The 21,025-nt window shown below is 66.7% G+C and carries 22 protein-coding genes; 13 read left to right on the top strand and 9 right to left on the bottom strand.

From position 1 onward, the window contains the following. Position 1: 1 nt before the first annotated feature. From OEL49_RS16045 to OEL49_RS16035, 3 genes are read right to left on the bottom strand one after another with little or no spacing between them, the layout of a single operon-like run. A complete protein-coding gene (locus OEL49_RS16045) occupies positions 2 to 256 on the bottom strand; it encodes a hypothetical protein (protein WP_014236357.1) in 255 nt (84 codons plus the stop codon). A 45-nt stretch (positions 257 to 301) separates the two neighbouring features. Next, the gene (dnaE, locus tag OEL49_RS16040) at positions 302 to 3,757 is read right to left on the bottom strand and encodes a DNA polymerase III subunit alpha (RefSeq protein WP_205230134.1); all 3,456 of its coding nucleotides are present in this window, start codon (positions 3,755 to 3,757) and stop codon (positions 302 to 304) included. A 38-nt stretch (positions 3,758 to 3,795) separates the two neighbouring features. Then, positions 3,796 to 4,707, bottom strand: a complete 912-nt coding sequence (locus tag OEL49_RS16035; RefSeq protein ID WP_287875622.1) for a LysR family transcriptional regulator — start codon at positions 4,705 to 4,707, stop codon at positions 3,796 to 3,798. Between the two features lie 120 nt (positions 4,708 to 4,827). Here OEL49_RS16035 and OEL49_RS16030 point away from each other — a divergent pair, with 120 nt between their 5' ends. From OEL49_RS16030 to OEL49_RS16020, 3 genes are all read left to right on the top strand, one after another. Then, a complete protein-coding gene (locus OEL49_RS16030; protein WP_130459363.1) occupies positions 4,828 to 5,538 on the top strand; it encodes a pirin family protein in 711 nt (236 codons plus the stop codon). A 71-nt stretch (positions 5,539 to 5,609) separates the two neighbouring features. Further along, positions 5,610 to 6,185: a flavodoxin family protein gene (locus tag OEL49_RS16025; RefSeq protein ID WP_130459362.1), complete on the top strand. Its 576-nt coding sequence runs from the start codon at positions 5,610 to 5,612 to the stop codon at positions 6,183 to 6,185. A gap of 82 nt (positions 6,186 to 6,267) precedes the next feature. After that, positions 6,268 to 7,068 carry a response regulator gene (locus OEL49_RS16020; protein WP_205230130.1) on the top strand — a complete coding sequence of 267 codons (801 nt, stop codon included), beginning with the start codon at positions 6,268 to 6,270 and terminating at the stop codon, positions 7,066 to 7,068. A 141-nt stretch (positions 7,069 to 7,209) separates the two neighbouring features. On the opposite strand, the gene OEL49_RS16015 is transcribed toward OEL49_RS16020, so the two are convergent. Together OEL49_RS16015 and OEL49_RS16010 are read right to left on the bottom strand one after the other, a co-directional pair. Continuing rightward, a complete protein-coding gene (locus tag OEL49_RS16015) occupies positions 7,210 to 8,676 on the bottom strand; it encodes a TRAP transporter large permease (protein WP_287875617.1) in 1,467 nt (488 codons plus the stop codon). Between the two features lie 2 nt (positions 8,677 to 8,678). Continuing rightward, positions 8,679 to 9,266 carry a TRAP transporter small permease subunit gene (locus OEL49_RS16010; RefSeq protein WP_014236364.1) on the bottom strand — a complete coding sequence of 196 codons (588 nt, stop codon included), beginning with the start codon at positions 9,264 to 9,266 and terminating at the stop codon, positions 8,679 to 8,681. A gap of 320 nt (positions 9,267 to 9,586) precedes the next feature. Here OEL49_RS16010 and OEL49_RS16005 point away from each other — a divergent pair, with 320 nt between their 5' ends. From OEL49_RS16005 to ribD, 4 genes are all read left to right on the top strand, one after another. Further along, the gene (locus OEL49_RS16005) at positions 9,587 to 10,237 is read left to right on the top strand and encodes a histidine phosphatase family protein (RefSeq protein ID WP_152090478.1); all 651 of its coding nucleotides are present in this window, start codon (positions 9,587 to 9,589) and stop codon (positions 10,235 to 10,237) included. A gap of 125 nt (positions 10,238 to 10,362) precedes the next feature. After that, on the top strand, positions 10,363 to 11,613 hold the full coding sequence (glyA, locus tag OEL49_RS16000; protein ID WP_014236366.1) for a serine hydroxymethyltransferase: 1,251 nt from the start codon (positions 10,363 to 10,365) through the stop codon (positions 11,611 to 11,613). Between the two features lie 21 nt (positions 11,614 to 11,634). Continuing rightward, positions 11,635 to 12,114 carry a transcriptional regulator NrdR gene (nrdR, locus tag OEL49_RS15995; RefSeq protein WP_043797837.1) on the top strand — a complete coding sequence of 160 codons (480 nt, stop codon included), beginning with the start codon at positions 11,635 to 11,637 and terminating at the stop codon, positions 12,112 to 12,114. Between the two features lie 15 nt (positions 12,115 to 12,129). Next, positions 12,130 to 13,227 carry a bifunctional diaminohydroxyphosphoribosylaminopyrimidine deaminase/5-amino-6-(5-phosphoribosylamino)uracil reductase RibD gene (gene ribD, locus OEL49_RS15990; RefSeq protein ID WP_205230129.1) on the top strand — a complete coding sequence of 366 codons (1,098 nt, stop codon included), beginning with the start codon at positions 12,130 to 12,132 and terminating at the stop codon, positions 13,225 to 13,227. A gap of 124 nt (positions 13,228 to 13,351) precedes the next feature. Here ribD and OEL49_RS15985 read toward each other — a convergent pair whose 3' ends face one another. The 4 genes from OEL49_RS15985 to OEL49_RS15970 form a co-directional block, all read right to left on the bottom strand. Continuing rightward, positions 13,352 to 14,101: a HesA/MoeB/ThiF family protein gene (locus OEL49_RS15985; protein ID WP_205230128.1), complete on the bottom strand. Its 750-nt coding sequence runs from the start codon at positions 14,099 to 14,101 to the stop codon at positions 13,352 to 13,354. Between the two features lie 124 nt (positions 14,102 to 14,225). Further along, the gene (locus OEL49_RS15980; RefSeq protein ID WP_014236370.1) at positions 14,226 to 14,648 is read right to left on the bottom strand and encodes a hypothetical protein; all 423 of its coding nucleotides are present in this window, start codon (positions 14,646 to 14,648) and stop codon (positions 14,226 to 14,228) included. 33 nt (positions 14,649 to 14,681) lie between these two features. Then, a complete protein-coding gene (locus tag OEL49_RS15975) occupies positions 14,682 to 16,079 on the bottom strand; it encodes a S41 family peptidase (RefSeq protein ID WP_043798861.1) in 1,398 nt (465 codons plus the stop codon). Positions 16,080 to 16,095: 16 nt separating this feature from the next. Further along, on the bottom strand, positions 16,096 to 17,556 hold the full coding sequence (locus tag OEL49_RS15970; RefSeq protein WP_287875611.1) for a murein hydrolase activator EnvC family protein: 1,461 nt from the start codon (positions 17,554 to 17,556) through the stop codon (positions 16,096 to 16,098). A 357-nt stretch (positions 17,557 to 17,913) separates the two neighbouring features. Between OEL49_RS15970 and OEL49_RS15965 the strand changes: the two genes are divergently transcribed. The 6 genes from OEL49_RS15965 to OEL49_RS15940 all read left to right on the top strand — a co-directional run bounded on the left by OEL49_RS15965 (position 17,914) and on the right by OEL49_RS15940 (position 21,016). Next, positions 17,914 to 18,240, top strand: coding sequence for an ArsR/SmtB family transcription factor (locus OEL49_RS15965; RefSeq protein WP_014236373.1), 327 nt, complete (start codon positions 17,914 to 17,916; stop codon positions 18,238 to 18,240). Between the two features lie 75 nt (positions 18,241 to 18,315). After that, positions 18,316 to 18,729, top strand: coding sequence for a rhodanese-like domain-containing protein (locus tag OEL49_RS15960; RefSeq protein WP_014236374.1), 414 nt, complete (start codon positions 18,316 to 18,318; stop codon positions 18,727 to 18,729). Positions 18,730 to 18,739: 10 nt separating this feature from the next. Next, positions 18,740 to 19,006, top strand: coding sequence for a glutaredoxin 3 (gene grxC / locus OEL49_RS15955; RefSeq protein WP_014236375.1), 267 nt, complete (start codon positions 18,740 to 18,742; stop codon positions 19,004 to 19,006). A gap of 36 nt (positions 19,007 to 19,042) precedes the next feature. Continuing rightward, entirely contained in the window at positions 19,043 to 19,507 is a 465-nt protein-coding gene (gene secB / locus OEL49_RS15950; RefSeq protein WP_014236376.1) for a protein-export chaperone SecB, read from the top strand. Between the two features lie 49 nt (positions 19,508 to 19,556). After that, positions 19,557 to 20,006, top strand: a complete 450-nt coding sequence (locus OEL49_RS15945) for an SH3 domain-containing protein (RefSeq protein ID WP_130459355.1) — start codon at positions 19,557 to 19,559, stop codon at positions 20,004 to 20,006. Positions 20,007 to 20,020: 14 nt separating this feature from the next. After that, positions 20,021 to 21,016 (top strand): NAD(P)H-dependent glycerol-3-phosphate dehydrogenase, encoded by a 996-nt coding sequence (locus OEL49_RS15940; RefSeq protein ID WP_014236378.1) that lies wholly within the window; start codon positions 20,021 to 20,023, stop codon positions 21,014 to 21,016. The last annotated feature ends 9 nt before the right edge of the window (positions 21,017 to 21,025 follow it).

The following is a 21,025-nucleotide window of genomic DNA, read 5'->3' as shown; positions in this document are numbered from 1 at the left end:
CCTACTTCAGGTTGCGGGCGGAGAGCAGGACCACCTGGCCGCCAAAGAAATTGACGGTGATGCCCTGCTGTTCGCTGCCCCAGGCGCAGGAACGCACCCCCAGGGTTTCGTCGCAGTGGCTGGGCTCGCCGATGATGGCCGTCACTTCCTCGTACTTCTGGCCCATTTTCAGCTTGCCGTAGTTTTCCAGGGTGACCTTGGAACAGGCGGCCAGGGCCAGTGCCAGGGCAACGGCGAGAAGGGGTTTGCAGTTCATGGCGGGCTCCTCAGGAGTGGGGGAAGCATGGCCCGGGGGCCGGGGTTAGTTGTACTGCAGCTCGACGCCGGCGGGGCTGAGCCAGTCCTGCAGGGTTTGCAGCAGGTCGTCGTCCGGTCGCACCCGGGTGCCTTCGCCCAGGATCAGCTCGCACTGGGCTTCGCCGTTGCGGTAAGCGATGCGTACCGGGCAGCCGCCTTCCATGCGGAAGGGGGTGAGCAGTTCCTGCAGCTTGCGCGCATCGGCCTGGCCGTTCATCGACAGGCGCAACTGGCGGGCGAAGCGGGTGCGGGCTTCGGGCAGGGTGTAGAGATTCTCGGCGACGATGCGCAGGCCGTCGCGGAAGTCGTCCTTGCTCACCTTGCCTTCGATGATCAGGGGTTCGTCCACCTTCAGCTTGTTGCGGTGGGCATCGAAGACCTCGCTGTAGACCGTCACCTCCAGCGACGGGCAGGAGCCGTCGTCCAGGATGATGATGCCCATGCGGCCCCGGCTGGTCATCTTCACCCGCAGGTCCATGACCACGCCGGCCAGGGTCTGGGGCTCCCGGGCCGGGGCCAGGGCGCTCAGGGGGCGGCCGGCGAAGCGCTTGGCTTCGCTGCGGATGCTGTCGAAGGGGTGGCCGGAATAGAAGAAGCCGAGGGCGGTCTTTTCTTCCAGCAGGCGCTGCTTGTCGCTCCAGGGGCGGACGCTGACGTACTGGGGCGCTTCGGCCACAGCGTCGTCGCCGCTGCCGAACATCTCGAAGAGGCCGCCCTGGTGGGCGTTGCGCTCGGCCTGGTCGGCCGCTTCCATGGCGATGCTGACGGAGGCGATGAGCTGGGCCCGGTCCCGGCTCGGGTCCAGGGTGTCGAAGGCGCCGGCGCGGATCAGGGCTTCGATGGTGCGGCGGTTCACCAGGCGTTTGTCCACCCGCAGGCAGAAGTCGAAAAGGTCCTTGAAGGGGCCGCCTTCGGCGCGGGCGGCGAGGATGCACTCCACCGCCTGCTGGCCGGTGCCCTTCACCGCCCCCAGGCCGTAGCGGATGGTCTTGCCGTCCACCGGCACGAAGCGGTAGTCGGAGTGGTTCACGTCCGGCGGCAGCACCTTGATACCGTTTTTCACCGTGTCTTCGTAGAAGATTTTCACGGTGTCCGTGTTGTCCATGTCCGAGGACATTGTGGCCGCCATGAAGGCCGAGCAGTGGTGGGCCTTGAGCCAGGCGGTGTGGTAGGTGACCATGGCGTAGGCGGCGGTGTGGGACTTGTTGAAGCCGTACTCCGCGAACTTGGTCATGAGGTCGAACAGCTGTTCGGCCAGGGCCGGGTCGTAGCCCTTCTTCTTCGCCCCTTCGGCAATGGTCTCCCGGTGCTTGGCCATTTCCTCGGCCTTTTTCTTACCCATGGCCCGGCGCAGCATGTCGGCGCCGCCCAGGGTGTAGCCGCCGATGATCTGGGAGATCTGCATCACCTGTTCCTGATACACGATCACCCCGTAGGTGGGGTCCAGGCAGCCTTTCAGGTCCGGGTGGAAATAGTCGATCTTCTGCTGGCCCTTTTTGCGCAGGATGAAGTCGTCCACCATGCCCGAGCCCAGGGGGCCGGGACGGTACAGGGCCAGCACGGCGATGATGTCTTCGAAGCGGTCGGGGGCCAGCTTCTTCAGCAGCTTCTTCATGCCCTCCGATTCCACCTGGAAGATCGCCGTGGTGTTGGCGTCCTTGAGAATCTGGTAGGCGGCGGGGTCGGTGAAGGGCAGGGAGAGCAGGTCCAGCTTTTCGCCGGTGAGCCGTTCCACGTACTCCACGGCCAGCTCGATAATGGTCAGGTTGCGCAGGCCGAGGAAGTCGAACTTCACCAGGCCGACCTTTTCCACGTCGTCCTTGTCGTACTGGCTGACCACCGAGTCGGAGCCGGGCTGGGCGTAGAGGGGGCAGAAGTCGGTGAGCTTGCCCGGGGCGATCAGCACGCCGCCGGCGTGCATGCCCACGTTGCGGGTCAAGTCCTCCAGCTTCATGGCCAGCTCGAACAGCTCGGCCACTTCCTCTTCCTCCTCCATCTTCTCCTTCAGCTGGGGCTCCATTTCCAGGGCCTGGGCCAGGGACACCGGCTTGTTGGCTTCCACCGGGATGAGCTTGGAGAGGGAGTCGCAGAAGTTGTAGGGCAGGTCCAGCACCCGGCCCACGTCCCGGATCACCGCCTTGGAGGACATGGTGCCGAAGGTGGCGATCTGGGACACCGCATCGACGCCGTACTTGTGGCGCACGTACTCGATCACGCGCCAGCGGTTGTCCTGGCAGAAGTCGATGTCGAAGTCGGGCATGGAGACCCGCTCGGGGTTGAGGAAGCGCTCGAACAGCAGGGCGTACTGCAGCGGGTCCAGGTCGGTGATGCCCAGGCTGTAGGCCACCAGGGAGCCGGCGCCGGAACCCCGGCCCGGGCCCACGGGCACGCCGTTGTGCTTCCCCCAGTTGATGAAGTCGGCCACGATCAGGAAGTAGCCGGGGAAGCCCATCTGCACGATGGTCTTGGTCTCGATCTCCAGGCGCTCGTCGTACTCCGGGCGCCGCCGCTGCCGCTCCTCCGGGTCCGGGAACAGCAGTTCCAGGCGCTTCTCCAGGCCGGCCTTGGCCTCGTTGATGAGGTGCTGGTCCAGGGAGATGCCGTCGGGGGTGGGGAACTGGGGCAGGAAGTTCTTGCCCAGGGTCAGGGTCAGGTTGCAGCGCTTGGCGATTTCCAGCGTGTTTTCCAGGGCCTCGGGCAGGTCGGCGAAAAGCTCCGCCATTTCCGCCTGGGTCTTGAAATACTGCTGTTCGGTGAAGGTCTTGGGGCGGCGCCGGTCGCCCAGGACGTAGCCCTCGGCGATGCAGACCCGGGCCTCGTGGGCCTTGAAGTCGTCGGCGTCGAGGAACTGGATCGGGTGGGTGGCCACCAGGGGCAGTTCCAGGTCGGCGCCGAGGTCGGCGGTGGCCGACACCAGTTGCTCCTGCTGGGGATGGCCGGCCCGCTGCACTTCCAGGTAGAAGGCCTGGGGGAACTGGGCACTCCAGGCCCTGGCCCGGGCCGCCGCCAGGTCCCGGTTGCCGGCCAGGAGGGCGTCGCCCACGTCGCCGTCCTTGGCGCCGGAGAGGGCGATGAGGCCGTCGCAGCCCACTTCGTCGAACCAGGCCCGCTTGATCTCGGCCCGGTCCCGCCGGCCTTCGGCCAGGTAGGCCCGGGACAGCAGTTCGCACAGCTGCAGGTAGCCCCGGTGGCTGCGCACCAGCAGCAGCAGGCGGAAGGGACGGTCGGTCTCGGTTTCGTTGGCGATCCACACGTCGGCGCCGGCGACGGGCTTGACGCCCTTGCCGCGGCAGGCGTTGTAGAACTTCACCAGGCCGAAGGCGTTGGCCAGGTCGGTGAGGGCCATGGCCGGCTGGCCGTCGGCGATGGCGCGGGCCACGGCGTCGTCGAGGCGGACGATGCCGTCGGTGATGGAGTATTCGCTGTGGAGGCGGAGATGGACGAAGCTGGGATCGGTCATCCGGGAATTTTACCCCAGCCGGGGGCCGGCTTCCCCCTTTACGCCAGACCCGCGGTCAGGGTCTGGCACAGCTCCCGGTCCTCCAGGGCCGCCAGGAACCAGGCCAGGGCACGGCCCTCGTGGGAGGGGCGCCAGGCAATGTGGAGCGGGGTGCTGCCCTTGGGTTCGGCCAGGGTCCTGGTGACCAGGCGGCCTGCCGCCACTTCCCGCGCCACCAGCCAGGGTGGCAGGTGGCCGACGCCAAGACCGGCGGCCTGGGCCGCCGCCTTGCTCTGCATGTCCGGCACCCGCAGGGCGTCCTGGCCTTCCAGCAGGCCGCTGGTGCGGGCGGCCAGTTCCCGGGAGGTGTCGGCCAGCACCACGGCCCGGTACCGGGCCAGTTCGTGGGCTGGAATGGGCTCGGGCACCGTGCTCAGGGGATGACCGGGGGCCATGGTGAATACCAGCTCCATGGTGCCCAGGGGCCGGGTGGCGATGCCGCCCCGGGCCGGCATGTCGCCGGGGGCGCCGATCACCAGGTCGGCCCGGCCCGTGGTCAGGGCGTCCCAGCAGCCCCCCAGGACTTCGTAGGAGAGGCGCAGGCGGGTGCCGTGGCCTTCGTCGTAGAAGCGCTGCAGCAGGGGATAGAGGCGCTCGCCGGGGATGACCGAGTCCACCGCGATGGACAGCTCCGTTTCCCAGCCGGTGGCCACCCGCTTCACCCGGGACTCCAGCTCCAGGGCGGCGCGCAGCAGATGGCGGCCGTCCTCCAGCAGGGTGCGGCCGGCGGCGGTGAGGATGGCGCGGCGGCCGCTCTTCTCGAACAGTTCCACCCCCAGCTCCCCTTCCAGCTTCTGCATGGCGTGGGAGAGGGCCGAGGGTACCCGGTGCAGGCGGCTGGCGGCGGCAGCGTAGGAGCCCTGGGTGTCGATGGCGTCGAGGATCTGCAGGGCGTCGAGGGAGATGCGCATAGGTGAAGGAAATTGAATGAATCGGTGAGTTCATTTCGCTGGAATCACTCTAATCCATTGCTTAGTATGGCTTCAACCCATGAATGCAAATGAACAATACTTCTTGCCAAGGAGCCCGACATGATCCAGCTACGTCCGTCCGACGCCCGGGGCCAGGCCGATCACGGCTGGCTCCAGGCCAAACACAGCTTTTCCTTCGCCGACTACTACGATCCCCGGGAAATGGGCTGGGGCGCGCTGCGGGTGATCAACGAGGACCGGGTGGCGCCGGGCACCGGTTTCCCCATGCACGGCCACCGGGACATGGAAATCGTCACCTACATCCTCTCCGGCGCCCTGGAACACAAGGACAGCCTGGGCAACGGCGGCATCATCCGCCGCGGCGAGGTGCAGCGCATGAGCGCCGGCAAAGGCGTGCTGCACAGCGAGTTCAACCCTTCCGCCGATGAGGAAACCCATCTGCTGCAGATCTGGATCGAGCCGGCCCTCAAGGGAGGCAGGGCCAGCTACGACCAGCACCGGCTGTTCACGCCGGACAACGCCAGCCTGTGGGTGCTGGTGGCTTCGCCGGACGGCCGCGACGGCAGCGCCGTGATCCAGCAGGACGCCCTGCTGCTGGCGGCCCACCTGGGCCCGGCCGAGGCGGTGCGCCACGCCCTGGCGCCAGGCCGTCTGGCCTACGTCCATGTCATCCGCGGCCAAGTCAGCCTCAACGGCGTGGCCCTGGCCGCCGGCGACGGCGCCAAGATTGCCGACGAATCCGAGCTGGCCTTCCAGGGCGGCGCCGAGCCGGGGGAGTTTCTTCTCTTCGACCTGCCGCCCGCGGCCTGAGCGTTGCCTGCCGTTGGTCCTGATTTCCCATTCCCAACTTCCCAACCCCCGACAGACTGAAGGAGCGTTTCATGGCAAAGATCGCCATCGTGTATCACAGCGGCTACGGCCACACCGCCAAGCAGGCCGCCGCCGTCGCCGCCGGCGTCAATGAGGTGGCCGGCGCCAGCGCCCAGCTGGTGGCCCTGGACGACATCGCCGCCGTGCCCTGGGCTGACCTGGATGGGGCCGATGGCATCATCTTCGGCGCCCCCACCTACATGGGCGGCCCCTCCGCCAAGTTCAAGGAATTCGCCGACGCCTCCTCCAAGGCCTGGTTCACCCGGGCCTGGCAGGACAAGGTGGCCGGCGGCTTCACCAACTCCGCCTCCCTCAACGGCGACAAGCAGGGCACCCTGGGCGCCCTCGCCACCCTGGCCCTGCAGCACGGCATGATCTGGGTCAGCCTGGGGCTGCTGCCGGCCAACAGCTCCAAGGCCCAGCGCAACGACGTGAACCGCATGGGTGCTTCCTACGGCGCCATGGCCCAGTCCGACTCCGACGTCGGCCCCGACGTGGCGCCCCCCGCCGGCGACCTGGAAACGGCCCGCCTCTACGGCGCCCGGGTAGCCGCCACCACCCTGCGCTTCGTCCGCGGCAAGCAGTAAGCCGCCTCCGCCCCACTCCGGCCCCGGCTTCGTGCCGGGGTTTTTGCTATAGTGGCCGGCACAATAGAAGGAGGGGAGCTCCATGCACATGATTTCTTCCGTCGCCGACCTCTCGGTCGTGCTGGTGGAACCATCCCACACCCAGGCCCATATCGTCGGCCAGTTCCTGCGCAACCTGGGCGTCGCCAACATGCAGACTGCCGCCAGTGGCGCCGATGCCCTGGCCCTGCTGCACCGGTCCAAGCCTTCCGTGGTCATCAGCGCCATGTATCTGCCGGACATGACCGGCACCGAGCTGGTCTACGCCATGCGCGCCGACGATGACCTGGAAATGCTGCCCTTCGTGCTCATCTCCAGCGAAACCAGGCCCAAGGTGCTGGACCCCATCCGTCAGTCCGGCGCCTGCAGCATCCTGCCCAAACCCTTCAGCGAAAAGCAGCTGCTCACCGCCCTGCGCGCGGTGATCGACTACCTGGAGCCGGAAGGCCAGCTGGAAGTGCCGGTGGACCTGGAAAGCCTGAAGGTGCTGATCGTGGACGACAGCCCGGTGTCCCGCAAATTCCTGCGCCACATCCTGGAGAACCTGGGCATCGAGAACTTCCTCGAAGCCAGCAATGGCAAGGAGGCGGTGTCCGTGCTCGGCGAAACCATGGTGGATCTGGTGCTTACCGATTACAACATGCCGGAAATGGACGGCAAGGCCCTGGTGGAATACATCCGCCAGCAGAGCTGGCAGGCCACCGTGCCGGTGCTGATGGTCACCAGCGAATCCAATATGAGCCGCCTGGCCGCGGTGGAGCAGGCCGGCGTTTCCGCCATCTGCGACAAGCCCTTCGACCCCAAGACCGTCAAGGGTCTGATCGAGCGGGCCATGTGGGGCTGAGCCGGGGTTCTCCGGCCTGAAGCGAAAAGGGAGCTGCGGCTCCCTTTTTTATTGCCGCTCGTTCGGCGGAGTGGCCGGCGGCGGGCGAAAAAAAAGCCCGCCGGGGTTGCCGGCGGGCACAAGCTAGGGATGAACCTGGGCTCAGTTGCTGTTCTGCTGCAGCTGCTTGAGCAGTTCGTTCTGACCCTCTTCGCCGGAGCCTCCGCCTTCTCCCTCCTGCTGCTGCATCAGGGAGTTGAGGTCCATGGCTTCGGATTCCTGCTGGGTCGGGGCCCGGTGGGCCGGATCGCCGTAGCTGACGATGCCCGGGAAGATGATGATGAGGGCCACCATGATGATCTGGATGCACACGAACGGCACGGCGCCCCAGTAGATATCGGTGGTCTTGATCGAGGCCGGGGCCACGGAACGCAGGTAGAACAGGGCGAAGCCGAAGGGCGGGTGCATGAAGGAGGTCTGCATGTTCACCCCCAGCAGCACGCCGAACCAGATCAGGTCGATGCCCAGCTTTTCCGCCACCGGTCCCAGCAGGGGAACGATGATGAAGGACAGTTCGAAGAAGTCCAGGAAGAAGGCCAGGACGAAGACCAGGATGTTCACCACGATGAGGAAGCCCAGCTGGCCGCCCGGCAGGGAGGTCAGCAGGTGTTCCACCCACAGGTCGCCGTTCACCGCCCGGAAGACCAGGCCGAACACCGTGGAGCCCACCAGGATGAAGACCACGAAGGAGGACAGCTTGGCGGTGGTGTCCATGGCCTGCTTGAGCAGGGAGACAGACAGGCGCTTGCGCATCAGGGCCAGGATCAGGGCGCCGCTGGCACCCATGGCGCCGCCCTCGGTGGGGGTGGCGATGCCCAGGAAGATGGTGCCCAGTACCAGGAAGATCAGCACCAGGGGCGGCACCAGGGAGGTCAGCACCCGCATCAGCAGCTTGGCGCCGCGCAGGGAGCGGGCTTCCAGGGGCAGGGCCGGGGCGGCGTTGGGCTTGATGAGGGTGAGGATGACGACGTAGCCCACATACAGGCTGGTCAGGATCAGGCCGGGGACCATGGCGCCTTCGTACATGTCGCCCACGGACTTGCCCAGCTGGTCGGCCATGATGATCAGCACCAGGGAGGGCGGGATGATCTGGGCCAGGGTGCCGGAGGCGGCGATGACGCCGGAGGCCAGGCGCTTGTCGTAGCCGTAGCGCAGCATGATGGGCAGGGAGATCAGGCCCATGGAGATCACCGAAGCCGCCACCACGCCGGTGGTGGCCGCCAGCAGGGCGCCGACGAAGATCACCGCATAGGCCAGGCCGCCGCGCATGGGGCCGAAGAGCTGGCCGATGGTGTCGAGCAGATCCTCCGCCATGCCCGAGCGCTCCAGCACCAGGCCCATGAAGGTGAAGAAGGGAATGGCCAGCAGGGTGTCGTTGGCCATGATGCCGAAGACCCGTTCCGGCAGGGCCTGGAACAGGGCGGGGTGGAGCAGACCCAGTTCCATGCCGATGAAGCCGAAGACCATGCCGTTGGCGGCCAGGGCGAAGGCCACCGGGTAGCCGAAGAGGAGGAACAGGACGAGGGCGCCGAACATTACCGGCGCCATGTTGTTGATCAGGAATTCCATGGTTATGCCTCGCCTTTCTTGGCCTTGATTGCGGCCGCCAGTTCTTCTTCGGCGGAGGGGCCTTTGTGCTTTTCAGCGGGGTTGGCGATCAGGCCGCGCAGGAAGGCGATGCGCTTGATCAGTTCGGAGAGGCCCTGCAGCACCAGCAGCAGGAAGCCGACAGGAATCATCAGGCGGGCCGGCCAGCGGATCAGGCCGCCGGGGTTGGAGGACATTTCACCGGAGTCCCAGGCATTCATGAAAATGGGCCAGGACAGGTACATGATCAGGACGGCCATGGGCATCAGGAACAGCAGGGTGCCGATGATGTCGATCCAGGCCTGGCCGCGGGGGGAGAACTTGCCCGCCACCACGTCGATGCGCACGTGCTCGTTGCGCAGCAGGGTGTAGCCGGCGCTGAAGAGGAAGATCACGGCGAAGAGGTACCACTGGATTTCCAGCAGACCGTTGGAACTGTAATTGATGGTGTAGCGCATCACGGCGTTGCCGGCGCTGAGAATGGTCATGAGCAGCACCAGCCAGATCACGGCTTTGCCGACGCGCTCGTTGAGGGCGTCGATCCCGCGGGAGACGCTGAGCAGAAAGGTCACGGTTGGTTCCTCCAGAGATGTCGAAAATGCCGGGCTTCTTGGGCCCATCGCTTGTATTTCGGCTTGTGGCCAGGGCAGGCGTGCAGCGCGTCTGCCCGAGTCTTGCGGGAGGTGTCCTGGCCTCGTTGGTGGCGGCCGGGTGCCCAATCCCACAAATTGCGCGGCGATTGTGGCACAGGGGCCGGGGCCGGGCCATTGGTGGAAACCCTAGCCGGCAGCGGCTTTCCGGCCGGTGACGCTGGCATTTTGACGCCCTGTTTCCCTTCTGCCGCCGGGTCTGCTAAAACCCTGGTTTTTGCCCTGTGTTGCCGGAGCCGTCGATGGTCAAAGCCCCCACCCGCATCTGCGTCATTCGCCACGGCGAGACTTTCTGGAATGCCGACCGGCGCATCCAGGGCCATCTCGACATCGGCCTCAACCCCACCGGGCTGCGCCAGGCCCGGGCGGCGGCCCGGCGCCTGGCGACCGAGGCCGGCACGGTGACGGCGGTGTACAGCAGCGACCTGGCCCGGGCCCGGGTCACGGCGGAGGCCATCGCCGCCCATCTGGGGCGTCCCGTGTGTCTGCGGCCGGCCCTGCGGGAGCGCAGCTACGGCATTTTCGAAGGGCTCACCTACGACGAGGCGCGGCAGCAGCATCCGGGCGCCTATGCGGCCTTCGAGGCGCGCCAGCCGGAGCTGCCCATTCCCCAAGGGGAGAGTCTGGAGGACTTTTCCGCCCGGGTCAGCCGCTGCCTGGAGGCCCTGGCGGCGGAACACCGGGGCGAAACGGTGGTGCTGGTGTGTCACGGCGGGGTGCTGGACGTCATCAACCGCCACGTACGCGGACGCCCCCTGGCGGCGCCCCGGGATTTCACCATCCCCAATGCCGGCATCACCTGGCTGGAAAGGGACGGGGCCGGCTGGCGCATCGTCCAGTGGAGCTGCACCCGGCACCTGGAAGACGGCGCCCTGGACGAGCTGCCGGGCTGACTCTGCCGGGCTGACTCTGCCGGGCGGCGCCCCAAATTGGGGCAGGGTTTTCCCCGGGAGGGGTGGCGGCGGGGGTTGGCATGATACAATTTCCGCCTTTTTCAACGGCTTGAGAGGCAGCACCGATGTTCTCCGCAAACGACACCCTGGCGAAAGTGGACCCCGAACTCTGGAAGGCGATCGAAGATGAAAATCGTCGCCAAGAAGAGCACATCGAACTGATCGCCTCCGAAAACTACGTCTCCAACGCGGTCATGGAAGCCCAAGGCTCCCAGCTGACCAACAAGTACGCCGAAGGCTACCCCGGCAAGCGCTACTACGGCGGCTGCGAATACGTGGACGTGGCCGAGCAGCTGGCCATCGAGCGCCTGAAGAAGCTGTTCGGCGCCGAAGCCGCCAACGTGCAGCCCAACTCCGGTTCCCAGGCCAACCAGGCCGTGCTGATGGCCTTCGCCAAGCCCGGCGACACCATCATGGGCATGAGCCTGGCCGAAGGCGGCCACCTCACCCACGGCATGGCCCTGAACATGTCCGGCAAGTGGTTCAACGTCGTCTCCTACGGTCTCAACGAGAAGGAAGAGATCGACTACGACAAGATGGAAGCCCTGGCCCGCGAGCACAAGCCGAAGATCATCGTCGCCGGCGCCTCCGCCTACGCCCTGCGCATCGACTTCGAGCGCTTCGCCAAGATCGCCAAGGAAGTCGGCGCCATCTTCTGGGTGGACATGGCCCACTATGCCGGCCTCATCGCCGCCGGTTACTACCCCAACCCGGTGCCCTTCGCCGACGTGGTCACCTCCACCACCCACAAGACCCTGCGCGGTCCCCGCGGCGGCGTCATCCTGATGAAGGCCGAGCACGAGAAGGCCCTCAACTCCGCCATCTTCCCCGGCCTCCAGGGTGGCCCCCTGATGCACGTCATCGCCGCCAAGGCCGTGGCCTTCAAGGAAGCCGCTTCCCCCGAGTTCAAGAAGTACCAGGAGCAGGTGATCAACAACGCCCGCGTCATGGCCAAGGTCCTGGGCGAGGAGCGCGGCCTGCGCATCGTTTCCGGCCGTACCGAGTCCCACGTCTTCCTGATCGACCTGCGCGCCAAGAAGATCACCGGCAAGGAAGCCGAAGCCGCCCTGGGCAAGGCTCACATCACCGTGAACAAGAACGGCATTCCCAACGACCCGGAAAAGCCCTTCGTCACTTCCGGCATCCGTATCGGTTCCCCGGCCATGACCAGCCGCGGTTTCACCGAGATCGAAGCCGAGCAGATCGCCCACCTGGTGGCCGACGTGCTCGACGCACCGAACGACGAAGCCAAGCTGGCCGAAGTGCGCGCCAAGGTGGCCGCCCTCTGCGCCAAGTTCCCGGTCTACGGCAAGTAAGACGGCCAGGGCGGCGCAGCGATGAAATGCCCCTTCTGCGGAGCGATGGACACCACGGTGGTGGACACCCGCATCAACGAAGACGGCGACATCGTGCGCCGCCGCCGCCGCTGCCTCAACTGCGACAAGCGTTTCACCACCTATGAGCGGGCGGAAATCCGCCTGCCCCAGGTGGTCAAGAAAAACGGCTCCCGGGTGGACTACAACCGGGACAAGCTCTCCGCCAGCCTGTGGCTGGCCCTGCGCAAGCGGCCCGTGACCACCGAGGCGGTGGACGGCGCCATTACCCGCATCGAAGAAAAACTGCTGGCCCTGGGCGAGCGGGAAATCCCCTCCGAAAAGGTGGGTGAGATGGTGATGCGGGAACTGAAGAAGCTGGACAAGATCGCCTACGTCCGCTTTGCCTCGGTCTATCGCAACTTCGAGGACGTGGACGAGTTCTCCCACGCCGTGCGCGAAGTGACCCCGGGCAAGCCTGTGCGTCGCCCCCGCGACGAGTAATTCTCCCCTCATCTCATGCCCGCCGCCCCCGGCACCGCTGCCGACCACGCCCACATGGCCCGGGCCCTGGCCCTGGCCGAACAGGGGCTGTTCTCCACCTCCCCCAATCCCCGGGTCGGCTGTGTCCTGGTCAGGGACGGCGTCGTCGTCGGCGAGGGCTGGCATGTGCGGGCCGGCGAACCCCATGCCGAAGTCCATGCCCTGCGCGCCGCCGGCGAAGCCGCCCGGGGCGCCACCGCCTACGTCACTCTGGAACCCTGCAGCCACCACGGCCGCACCCCGCCCTGCGCCGAAGCCCTGGTAGCCGCCGGCGTCGCCCGGGTGGTGGCGGCCATGGAAGACCCCAATCCCCTGGTGGCCAGCCGCGGCCTGGCCATCCTGCGTCAGGCCGGTATCGAAGTCTGTGCCGGCGTGCTGGCCAATGAGGCCCGGGAACTCAACATCGGTTTCGTCTCCCGCATGACCAGAGGGCGCCCCTGGGTGCGCCTGAAAGCCGCTTCCAGCCTGGACGGCAGGACGGCCCTGGCCAACGGCCAGAGCCAGTGGATCACCGGGGCCGAGGCGCGCCAGGACGGCCACCGCTGGCGGGCCCGGGCCTGTGCCATTCTCAGCGGCAGCGGCACCGTGCTGGCCGACGATCCCCTGCTCAATGTGCGGGGCGTCGACACGGAGCGCCAGCCCCGCCCGGTGGTGGTGGACAGCCGCCTGCAAACCCCGCCCACGGCCCGTCTGCTGGACGGCCGCCCGGTCCTCATCGCCACCGCCAACCCGGACCCGGCCAAGGCCGCGGCCCTGGCGGCCCAGGGTGCCGAAGTGCTGCTGCTGCCCGACGCCGCTGGCCGGGTGGATCTGGCTGCCCTGCTCTTGGAGCTGGGGCGGCGGGGCATCAATGAACTGCACGTGGAAGGCGGTGCCGGCCTCAACGGCGCCCTGCTGGCCGCGGGGCTGGTGGACGAACTGCTGCTCTACCTGGCGCCGACCCTGCTGGGCAACCCGGCCCTGGGCCTCTTCGGCCTGCCCGAGCTGACCTCCCTGGAGCAGCAGCAACGCCTGCGGTGGCACGACCTGCGCCAGGTGGGCGGCGACCTGCGCATCCTGGCCCGCCTGGCCTGAGCCGGCGGCGGATATTCCCCAAATACAGCGTCACTGAAAGGCAATAGGGACGCCATTCTTCGCCTATGCACGGCGGAAAGTGGCGTCCCTATTGCCTTTCAGGCTTGGTGCTTTCAGCTGCCCTTCATCGGCTCCCGCATACCGGGCAGCCCGGGTCCTTCTGCAGGCGCACCGTGCGCCATTCCATGGTCAGGGCGTCGAGCAGCAGCAGCCGCCCGCCCAGGGTCTGGCCGCAGCCGGCCAGCAGCTTGAGGGCCTCGGCCGCCTGCAGGGTGCCGATGATGCCGGTGAGGGGGGCGAAGACGCCCATGGTGGCGCAGCGCACCTCCTCCACGTCCTCGCCTTCGGGAAAGAGGCAGTGGTAGCAGGGCGCCCCGGGCTGGCGCGTGTCGAAGATGCTGATCTGGCCGTCGAAGCGCACCGCGGCGCCGGAGACCAGGGGCTTGCCCAGCTTGACGCAGGCCCGGTTCACCGCGTGGCGGGTGGCGAAGTTGTCGCAGCAGTCCAGCACCACGTCGGCCTTGGCCACTTCGGCCTCCAGGTCCGCCCCTTCCAGGCGGCGGGCGATCACTTCCACCCGGGTTTCCGGATTGAGGCGCTGCAGGGCGTCCCGCCCGGATTCGGCCTTGGGCTGGCCGACGGAGGCTTCCGTGTGCAGGATCTGGCGCTGCAGATTGGTCAGGTCCACCGTGTCGCCGTCGGCCAGGGCCAGGGTGCCGACGCCGGCAGCAGCCAGGTACAGCGCCGCCGGCGAGCCCAGGCCGCCGGCGCCGATGACCAGGGCCCGGGCGGCGAGAAAGCGTTCCTGGCCTTCGATGCCGATGGGGTCGAGGAGGATGTGGCGGCTGTAGCGGAGCAGTTGCTGGTCGTTCATGGCGAGGGGCTGGGCGTGGCTAGAAGGGCCGTCGGGGCGGCGGGCAAAACAAAGGGGCCGTTGTGCGCGGCGAGGCAAAACAAAGGGGCCGCTGTTGCGGCCCCTGGGGCGTGGCCGGTGCGGCCTATTTGTATTCCCGCCATTCGGGCGGGGTTTCGTCGTGGTCCCCGTGGGGGTGGCGTTCCCAGGCCTGGGCGTAGGCCTTGGAGGAGGACTTGAGGGGCCGTTCGGGTGCTTCCAGATTGTGCAGCTGGGTTTCCTCGACATAGTAGATGAGGGCCCGCATCAGCTTGCTCATGAGGGTGTTGTCGAGGTGGAAGCCCTGGTCCACCAGGCCTTCTTCCAGGCCCCGGTAGGTGTAGTCGGTGAGGTCGTAGGCGACGGCCACGGCCCGCTTTTCCGTCTCGGGCACGGCGTCCAGGTTTTCCAGGCCGGTCAGCAGATCGGCGGCTTCAGGCACTTGCCCCGGGGGGAAGCGGGAAAACAGGATTTCCCGCTTCTTTTGAGTATCCAGACGGCGCGACAACTTGGCGGCGACTCGTTTCATGGCCCTCTCCCCGAGGTTCTGCTGTTAGGCTCGTTACGGCTTATTCTGCATGATCTGCAGACCCTTGAGAAGGTTGAGGGCCTGGTTCAGCTGGTAGTCGCTCTTGGAGGCGAATTCGGCCGGTGCCGGCAGTTCGGACTTCTCATCCTCTTCCTTGCCTTTGTTCTTGCCGTTGGCCTTGCCATCCTTGGATTTGGGCGCCGCGGCGGCTTCCTTTTCCTTGTCGTTGATCAGGTGGCGTTCCAGGTCGGCTTCCCGCAGGCGCTCCGGAGAGGCGCCGTTGGCGGACTCTTCCACATTGATGTCCGGCACGATGCCCTTGGCCTGGATGGAACGGCCGTTGGGCGTGTAGTAGCGGGCGGTGGTGAGCTTGATGGCGGTGTTGCCGGGCAGGGGCAGCACGGTCTGCACCGAGCCCTTGCCGAAGGTCTGGGTGCCCAGCACCACGGCGCGCTTGTGGTCCTGCAGGGCGCCGGCGACGATTTCGGAGGCGGAGGCGGAGCCGCCGTTCACCAGCACCACCAGGGGCACCTTCTTCACTTCGGCGGGCAGGTTTTTCAGGTAGTCGTCGCGGCTGCCGCGCAGGTAGTCCTCGGCGCTGGCGAAGTACTGGTGCTTGGCGTCCGGGGTACGGCCGTCGGTGGACACCACCAGGGCCTTGGCCGGCAGGAAGGCGGCGGAGACGCCGACGGCACCGTTGAGCAGGCCGCCCGGGTCGTTGCGCAGGTCCAGCACCAGACCCTTGAGGGCGCCGTCCTTGTACAGGTCGGAGAGGTGCTTGACCAGGGAGGGGCCGGTGTTTTCCTGGAACTGGGTGACGCGCACGTAGCCGTAGCCCGGTTCCACCAGCTTGGACTTGACGCTCTGCACCTTGATCACTTCCCGGTTCAGGGTGACGACGATGGGCTTCTGCTCGCCCTTGCGCACGATGGTCAGGGTGATGGGAGTCTTGGGCTTGCCGCGCATGCGCTTGACGGCGTCGGAGAGGGTCATGCCCTTGACCGGGGTGTCGTCCAGCTTGACGATCAGGTCGCCGGCCTTGAGCCCGGCGCGGAAGGCGGGGGTGTCCTCGATGGGGGAAACCACCTTGACGAAGCCGTCTTCCATGCCGACTTCGATGCCGAGGCCGCCGAATTCGCCCTGGGTGCCGACCTGCAGTTCCTTGAAGGAATCCGCATCCAGGTAGGAGGAGTGGGGGTCCAGATTGGAGAGCATGCCGGAGATGGCATTGGTGATCAGCTTCTTGTCTTCCACCGGCTCCACATAGCCCTGCTTGATGGCGTTGAAGACTTCGGCGAAGGTGCGCAGCTCCTCGACGGGCAGCCCGGCCCGGGTTTCCTTGTCGGCGATGGCGGAAATCTGGACCGACAGCAGGATGCCGGCCACCATGCCGACCCCGATCAGTCCCACCTGTTTCAACGGCTTGCCCATCTTCACAAAAAGTCTCCTACTTCAAGCTCGCCCATTTGAGCGGGTCGAGCGGCTGGCCTTGATGGCGAAGTTCAAAGTATAAACCGGATTCCGGGTTGCCACCGCTGTTGCCGATGACGGCGACAACCTCGCCCGGCTTCACCGTTTCCCCCACGTGTTTGTAGAGGGATTCGTTGTTGCCGTAGATGGTCAGGTAGCCGTCGCCGTGGTCCAGGATCAGCAGGTTGCCGAAGCCCCGCATCCAGTCGGCGAAGACCACCCGGCCGGCGGCCACGGCATGGACGTCACCCCCGGCTGCGGCCCGGATGAAGAGGCCCTTCCAGGTGCTGCCTTCCTGGCGGGCAGTGCCGAAGCGGTTGCTGACGGTGCCCCGCACCGGCAGGCGCAGGGAGCCCTTGAGGCGGGCGAAGTCCCCGGAGAAGCGCGCCAGGCCTGCGTCTGGGGTCTTGTCGTTGTCGATGCCGGGTGTTTGACCGCCACTTCCGGCGGGCCGTTCCGCCGGCGCCCGGGGCTTGGTTTCGGGCTTGGGCGGCCGGGCCTTCTGCTGGGCGATGATGCGGGAGAGGCCGTCGATGAGGCGGGTCAGGCGCTTTTCGTCCTGCTGCAGGGCGCCGATTTCCTTTCGGCGGGATTCGATCTGCTGGGAAATCTTGGCCAGGGTGGCCTGGCGCTGGTTCTTCTGGGCCAGCAGCTGCTGGTGCTGCTCCTTCTGCTTGGCTTCCACCTCGGCCAGCTCGGTTTCCCGGTTGCGGGTGTCTTCGGCCAGGGCCTTCTTCTGCTTCAGGGTGCTGCCGATCTGTTGCAGCAGGGCCGTGCGCGCCTTGGCCACGGCCGACAGGTAGTAGAGGTCCCGTGCCATCTGGTTGGGGTTGTCGCCGTTGAGCAGCAGGCGCAGTGAGTCGGAGCCCTCGCCCCCTTCCATGTACTGACGGATCAGGAGTTGCTCCAGCTGGGTGCGCTGGCCCGCCAGGGTGTCTTCCAGTTCCCGAGCCTGGCTGGCCAGCTGCTGCAGGGTGTTCTGCAGGTTGCCCCGCTGGCCGGACAGCTGGCGCAGGTCCCGGGATAGGTTGGAGATGCCCTTTTCCGCATCCTTCAGCTGGTCGGCCACGTCGGCCCGAGATTCCTCGGCGGTGGCCACTTCCTTGCGCAGGCTGTCGATGCGGCCCTGCAGCTCCTTCAGGTCGGCCTTGCTGCTTTCCGCCTGATGCTCCGGATTGGCAACGGCGCCGGCCGTCACGCCGGCGGCAACCGCCGCCGCTTTGCGCGGCGTGACGGCGGCTTTGGTCGGGGCTTTGCCCGGCGCGGCCTTGGTCGCAAGCTTGGCCGTGGTTTTGGCAGGTGCCTTGGTCGGCGGTGCCGACTTTTTCAGCGGCGCCTTCTGTACCACCACCTTGGCCGGCGTTTTGCTGGAAGCGGCGGGTTTGGTCGCCGGCGTGGCGGCCAGAGTGGCGGACTGGTACAGGGCCAGGCCGCCCAACAGGGCCAGCAGAAAGGTTCGCCCGAGGCCGCTTGGCCGTGGCGAGGTGGATGTGCTGGAATGCCGCGTGCCGCTCACCCTGGCATTACCCGCGAAAAGTGGAGAGTGGGGCAGGTCAGGGGGCGCTGCGGCGGTGCGGTCCTGTACATGGGGCTGTGGCCAGATTGGGGGTGGGGAGAGGGGTTTTTGACCGCACTACTGCAAAGACGGTTGATGTGGATTAAATCGAGCCGGCACTCGGTAGGCTAGATTAATGGATTATTTTATAATGATTTCGCCCCAGCCACGAGCCTGTCCGGAGCTTCCGCGCCCGACGCAGCCGTTCGCCAGCCCGGGTTTTACTGGAGAAGTGCCGCGGTGGAAGCTTCCTTTAACTTGATTGAAAAGCAGGAACATATCGAACTGGCCGCCCGGGCGCTGAAGGCGATCGCCCATCCCTTGCGCCTGAAGATACTCTGCGTGGTCGGCGATCAGGAAGCCTGCGTGCAGGAAATCGTCGATGCCGTCGGTACCTCCCAAAGCAATATTTCCCAGCACCTGGCCATCCTGCGGGAGAAGGGCGTGCTGCTGACGCGCAAGGACGCCAACCGGGTCTATTACCGGGTGGGCGACGCCCGTACCCTGCAACTGATCGGCATGATGCGCGAGGTCTTCTGCGGCGTGCCCCAGGGCAGCGGCCACTAGAATCACCCCTGGGGGGCTTGGTTGCGGTAATCTCCCCGAGTCGTTTTCCCCTCATCACCCCTTACGGAGTCTGGTTTGGATTTTATTAAGCAGAACGCTTTTCTGGTCGGTCTGGTCCTGGCGAGTGGCCTGGCCCTGGTGGTTTCCCTGCTGCGCGGCAATGGCGGCAAGGCCGTTTCCGCCACCGACGCCACCCTGCTGATCAACCGGGAAGATGCCCTGGTGATCGACGTGCGCGATCCGGCCGAGTTCGCCACCGGCCACCTGCCCAATGCCCGCAACACGCCCCTGAACAAGCTGGACGAACACCTGGCTTCCCTGGACCAGTACAAAGACCGGGCCATCGTGGTCTGCTGCGCTTCCGGCATCCGTTCCGCCAAGGCCTGCGAGCAGATGCGCAAGGTCGGCTTTGCCAAGGTGGTGAATCTCTCCGGCGGTGTCGGCACCTGGACCCAGGCCGGCCTGCCCCTGTCCCGCGGCAAGGCCTGAGGAGTCCGTCATGAAACGTGTTCTGATGTATTCCACCGCCGTCTGTCCCTACTGCATCCGCGCCGAGCAACTGCTCAAGAGCAAGGGCGTGGCCGAAATCGAGAAGGTCCGGGTGGACCTGGAGCCGGCCCGCCGCGAGGAAATGATGGAAAAGACCGGCGGCAAGCGTACCGTGCCCCAGATTTTCATCGGCGACACCCACGTCGGCGGCTGCGACGACCTCTATGCCCTAGACCGTGCCGGGGGGCTGGTGCCCCTGCTGGCCGACGAGTCCTGAGTCTCCCTTTCAACCGAATCACTGGAAATCCAAACCATGAGCCAAGCCGAATCCCCCGTTTTCGCCATCGAAAAGCTGTACGTCAAGGATCTGTCCGTCGAAGTGCCGAATGCGCCCCAGATTTTCCTGGAGCAGACCTCCCCCCAGGTGGACATCCAGCTGCGTAGCGAAGGCTCCGGTCTGGGCGACGGCATGTTTGAAGTGGTGTTGACCGTCACCGTCACCGCCAAGCTGGAAGACGGCAAGACCGTGTTCCTGGTGGAAGCCGGCCAGGCCGGCGTGTTCCAGATCCGCAACGTGCCGGAAGAAAACCTGGAGCCCCTGCTGGCCATCGCCTGCCCCAATGTGCTCTTCCCCTATGCCCGGGAAGTGGTTTCCAGCGCCATCGCTCGCGCCGGCTTTGCCCCCGTGGTGCTGCAGCCGGTCAATTTCGAGGCCCTCTACATGGCCCGTCAGGCCGAAGCCCAGCAGGCTGGTGCCAACGAAGTTCCCATCCAGTAATTCAACCGGCAGCCGGAGGTAGGACATGTGCCAGCGCGTATCTTCTTGGATGACGGTTTTGTCGCGTGCCCTGCTTCTTTGCCTGCCGGCCCTGGCCGTCCAGGCGGCTGACTACCGTTCGGTGGAGCCGGGCGAAGGCTCGGCTGCCGCCATCCTCTACGATTCGCCCTCGAAGAAGGGGGTGCCCCAGTTCATCATCCGCCGCTATACCCCGGTGGAAGTGGTGGTCAATCTGGAAGGCTGGGCCAAGGTCCGGGATGCGGCCGGCGGGCTGGCCTGGATTGAGCGGGCGGCCCTGGCCGATCGCCGTACCCTGCAGGTGACGGCGGACCGGGCCGAGGTGCACCAAGCCGCCGATACCGCCTCGCCCCTGGCGTTCCAGGCGGAAAAGGGGGTTGCCCTCGAGCTTCTCGAAGCAGGTCCGGCCGGCTGGGCCAAAGTCCGGCATCGGGACGGCCAGACCGGCTATCTCCGGGCCAACCAGGTCTGGGGCCTTTAAGTATTGATCCATCCATGAATATTGCCGTTCTAGGTGCCGGCGCCTGGGGAACCGCGCTGGCCATCGCCTTTGCTCCGGCCCACCGGGTCCGTCTGTGGTCCTGGGAGCAGCCCCAGGCCGAGATCATGGCCCGGGAGCGGGCCAACAGCCGTTACCTGCCGGGTGTTTCGTTCCCCGAGGGGCTGGAGGTCGGCTCCGACCTGGCCTGGGCCGCCGCCGATGCCGACCTGTTGTTGGTGGCGACGCCCCTGGTCGGTCTGCGTCCCACCCTGCGCAGCCTCAAGGCTGCCGGCCTGGCCGGTAGGGTACCCGTGCTGTGGGCCTGCAAGGGCCTGGAGGCTGGTTCCGCCAAGCTGCCGCACCAGGTGGTGGCGGAAGAGTTGGGCGCCGATCATCCCTGCGGCGCCCTTTCCGGCCCCAGCTTTGCCGATGAAGTGGCGCGGCAGCAGCCGACGGCCATCACCCTGGCTTCCGCCGATGGGGAACTGGCGGCCCGCCTGGCTCGGCAGCTGCATACGCAGCGCCTGCGCATCTACGCCCACGATGATGTGGTGGGGGTGGAGGTGGGTGGTGCGGTGAAGAATGTGCTGGCCATTGCCACCGGCATCGCCGACGGCCTGGACCTGGGACTCAATGCCCGGGCGGCCCTGGTGACCCGGGGACTGGCCGAAATCGCCCGTCTCGGTGAGGCCCTGGGCGGGCGGCGGGAAACCTTCATGGGCCTGGCGGGGATGGGTGACCTGATCCTCACCTGTACCGGCGACCTGTCCCGCAACCGCCGGGTCGGCCTGGCCCTGGGGCAGGGCAAGACCCTGGCCCAGACCCTGGTGGATCTGGGGCATGTGGCGGAGGGTGTCAGCACGGCCGCCGAGGTGGCCGGACTGGCCCGTCGCCTGGGCATCGACATGCCTATCACTGCCGCCGTGGATGCGGTGCTGCACCACGACCTGCCGGCCGCCGAGGCGGCGAGCCAGCTGCTTTCCCGGGACCCCAAGCCCGAGCAGGGCTGATTTGCCGAT

Origin of the sequence: Azospira sp., assembly GCF_030247495.1 — a bacterium.
Classification (GTDB): domain Bacteria; phylum Pseudomonadota; class Gammaproteobacteria; order Burkholderiales; family Rhodocyclaceae; genus Azospira; species Azospira oryzae.
The sequence above is the reverse complement of the archived record's forward strand: the minus strand, read 5'-3'. Positions and strand labels throughout refer to the sequence as shown.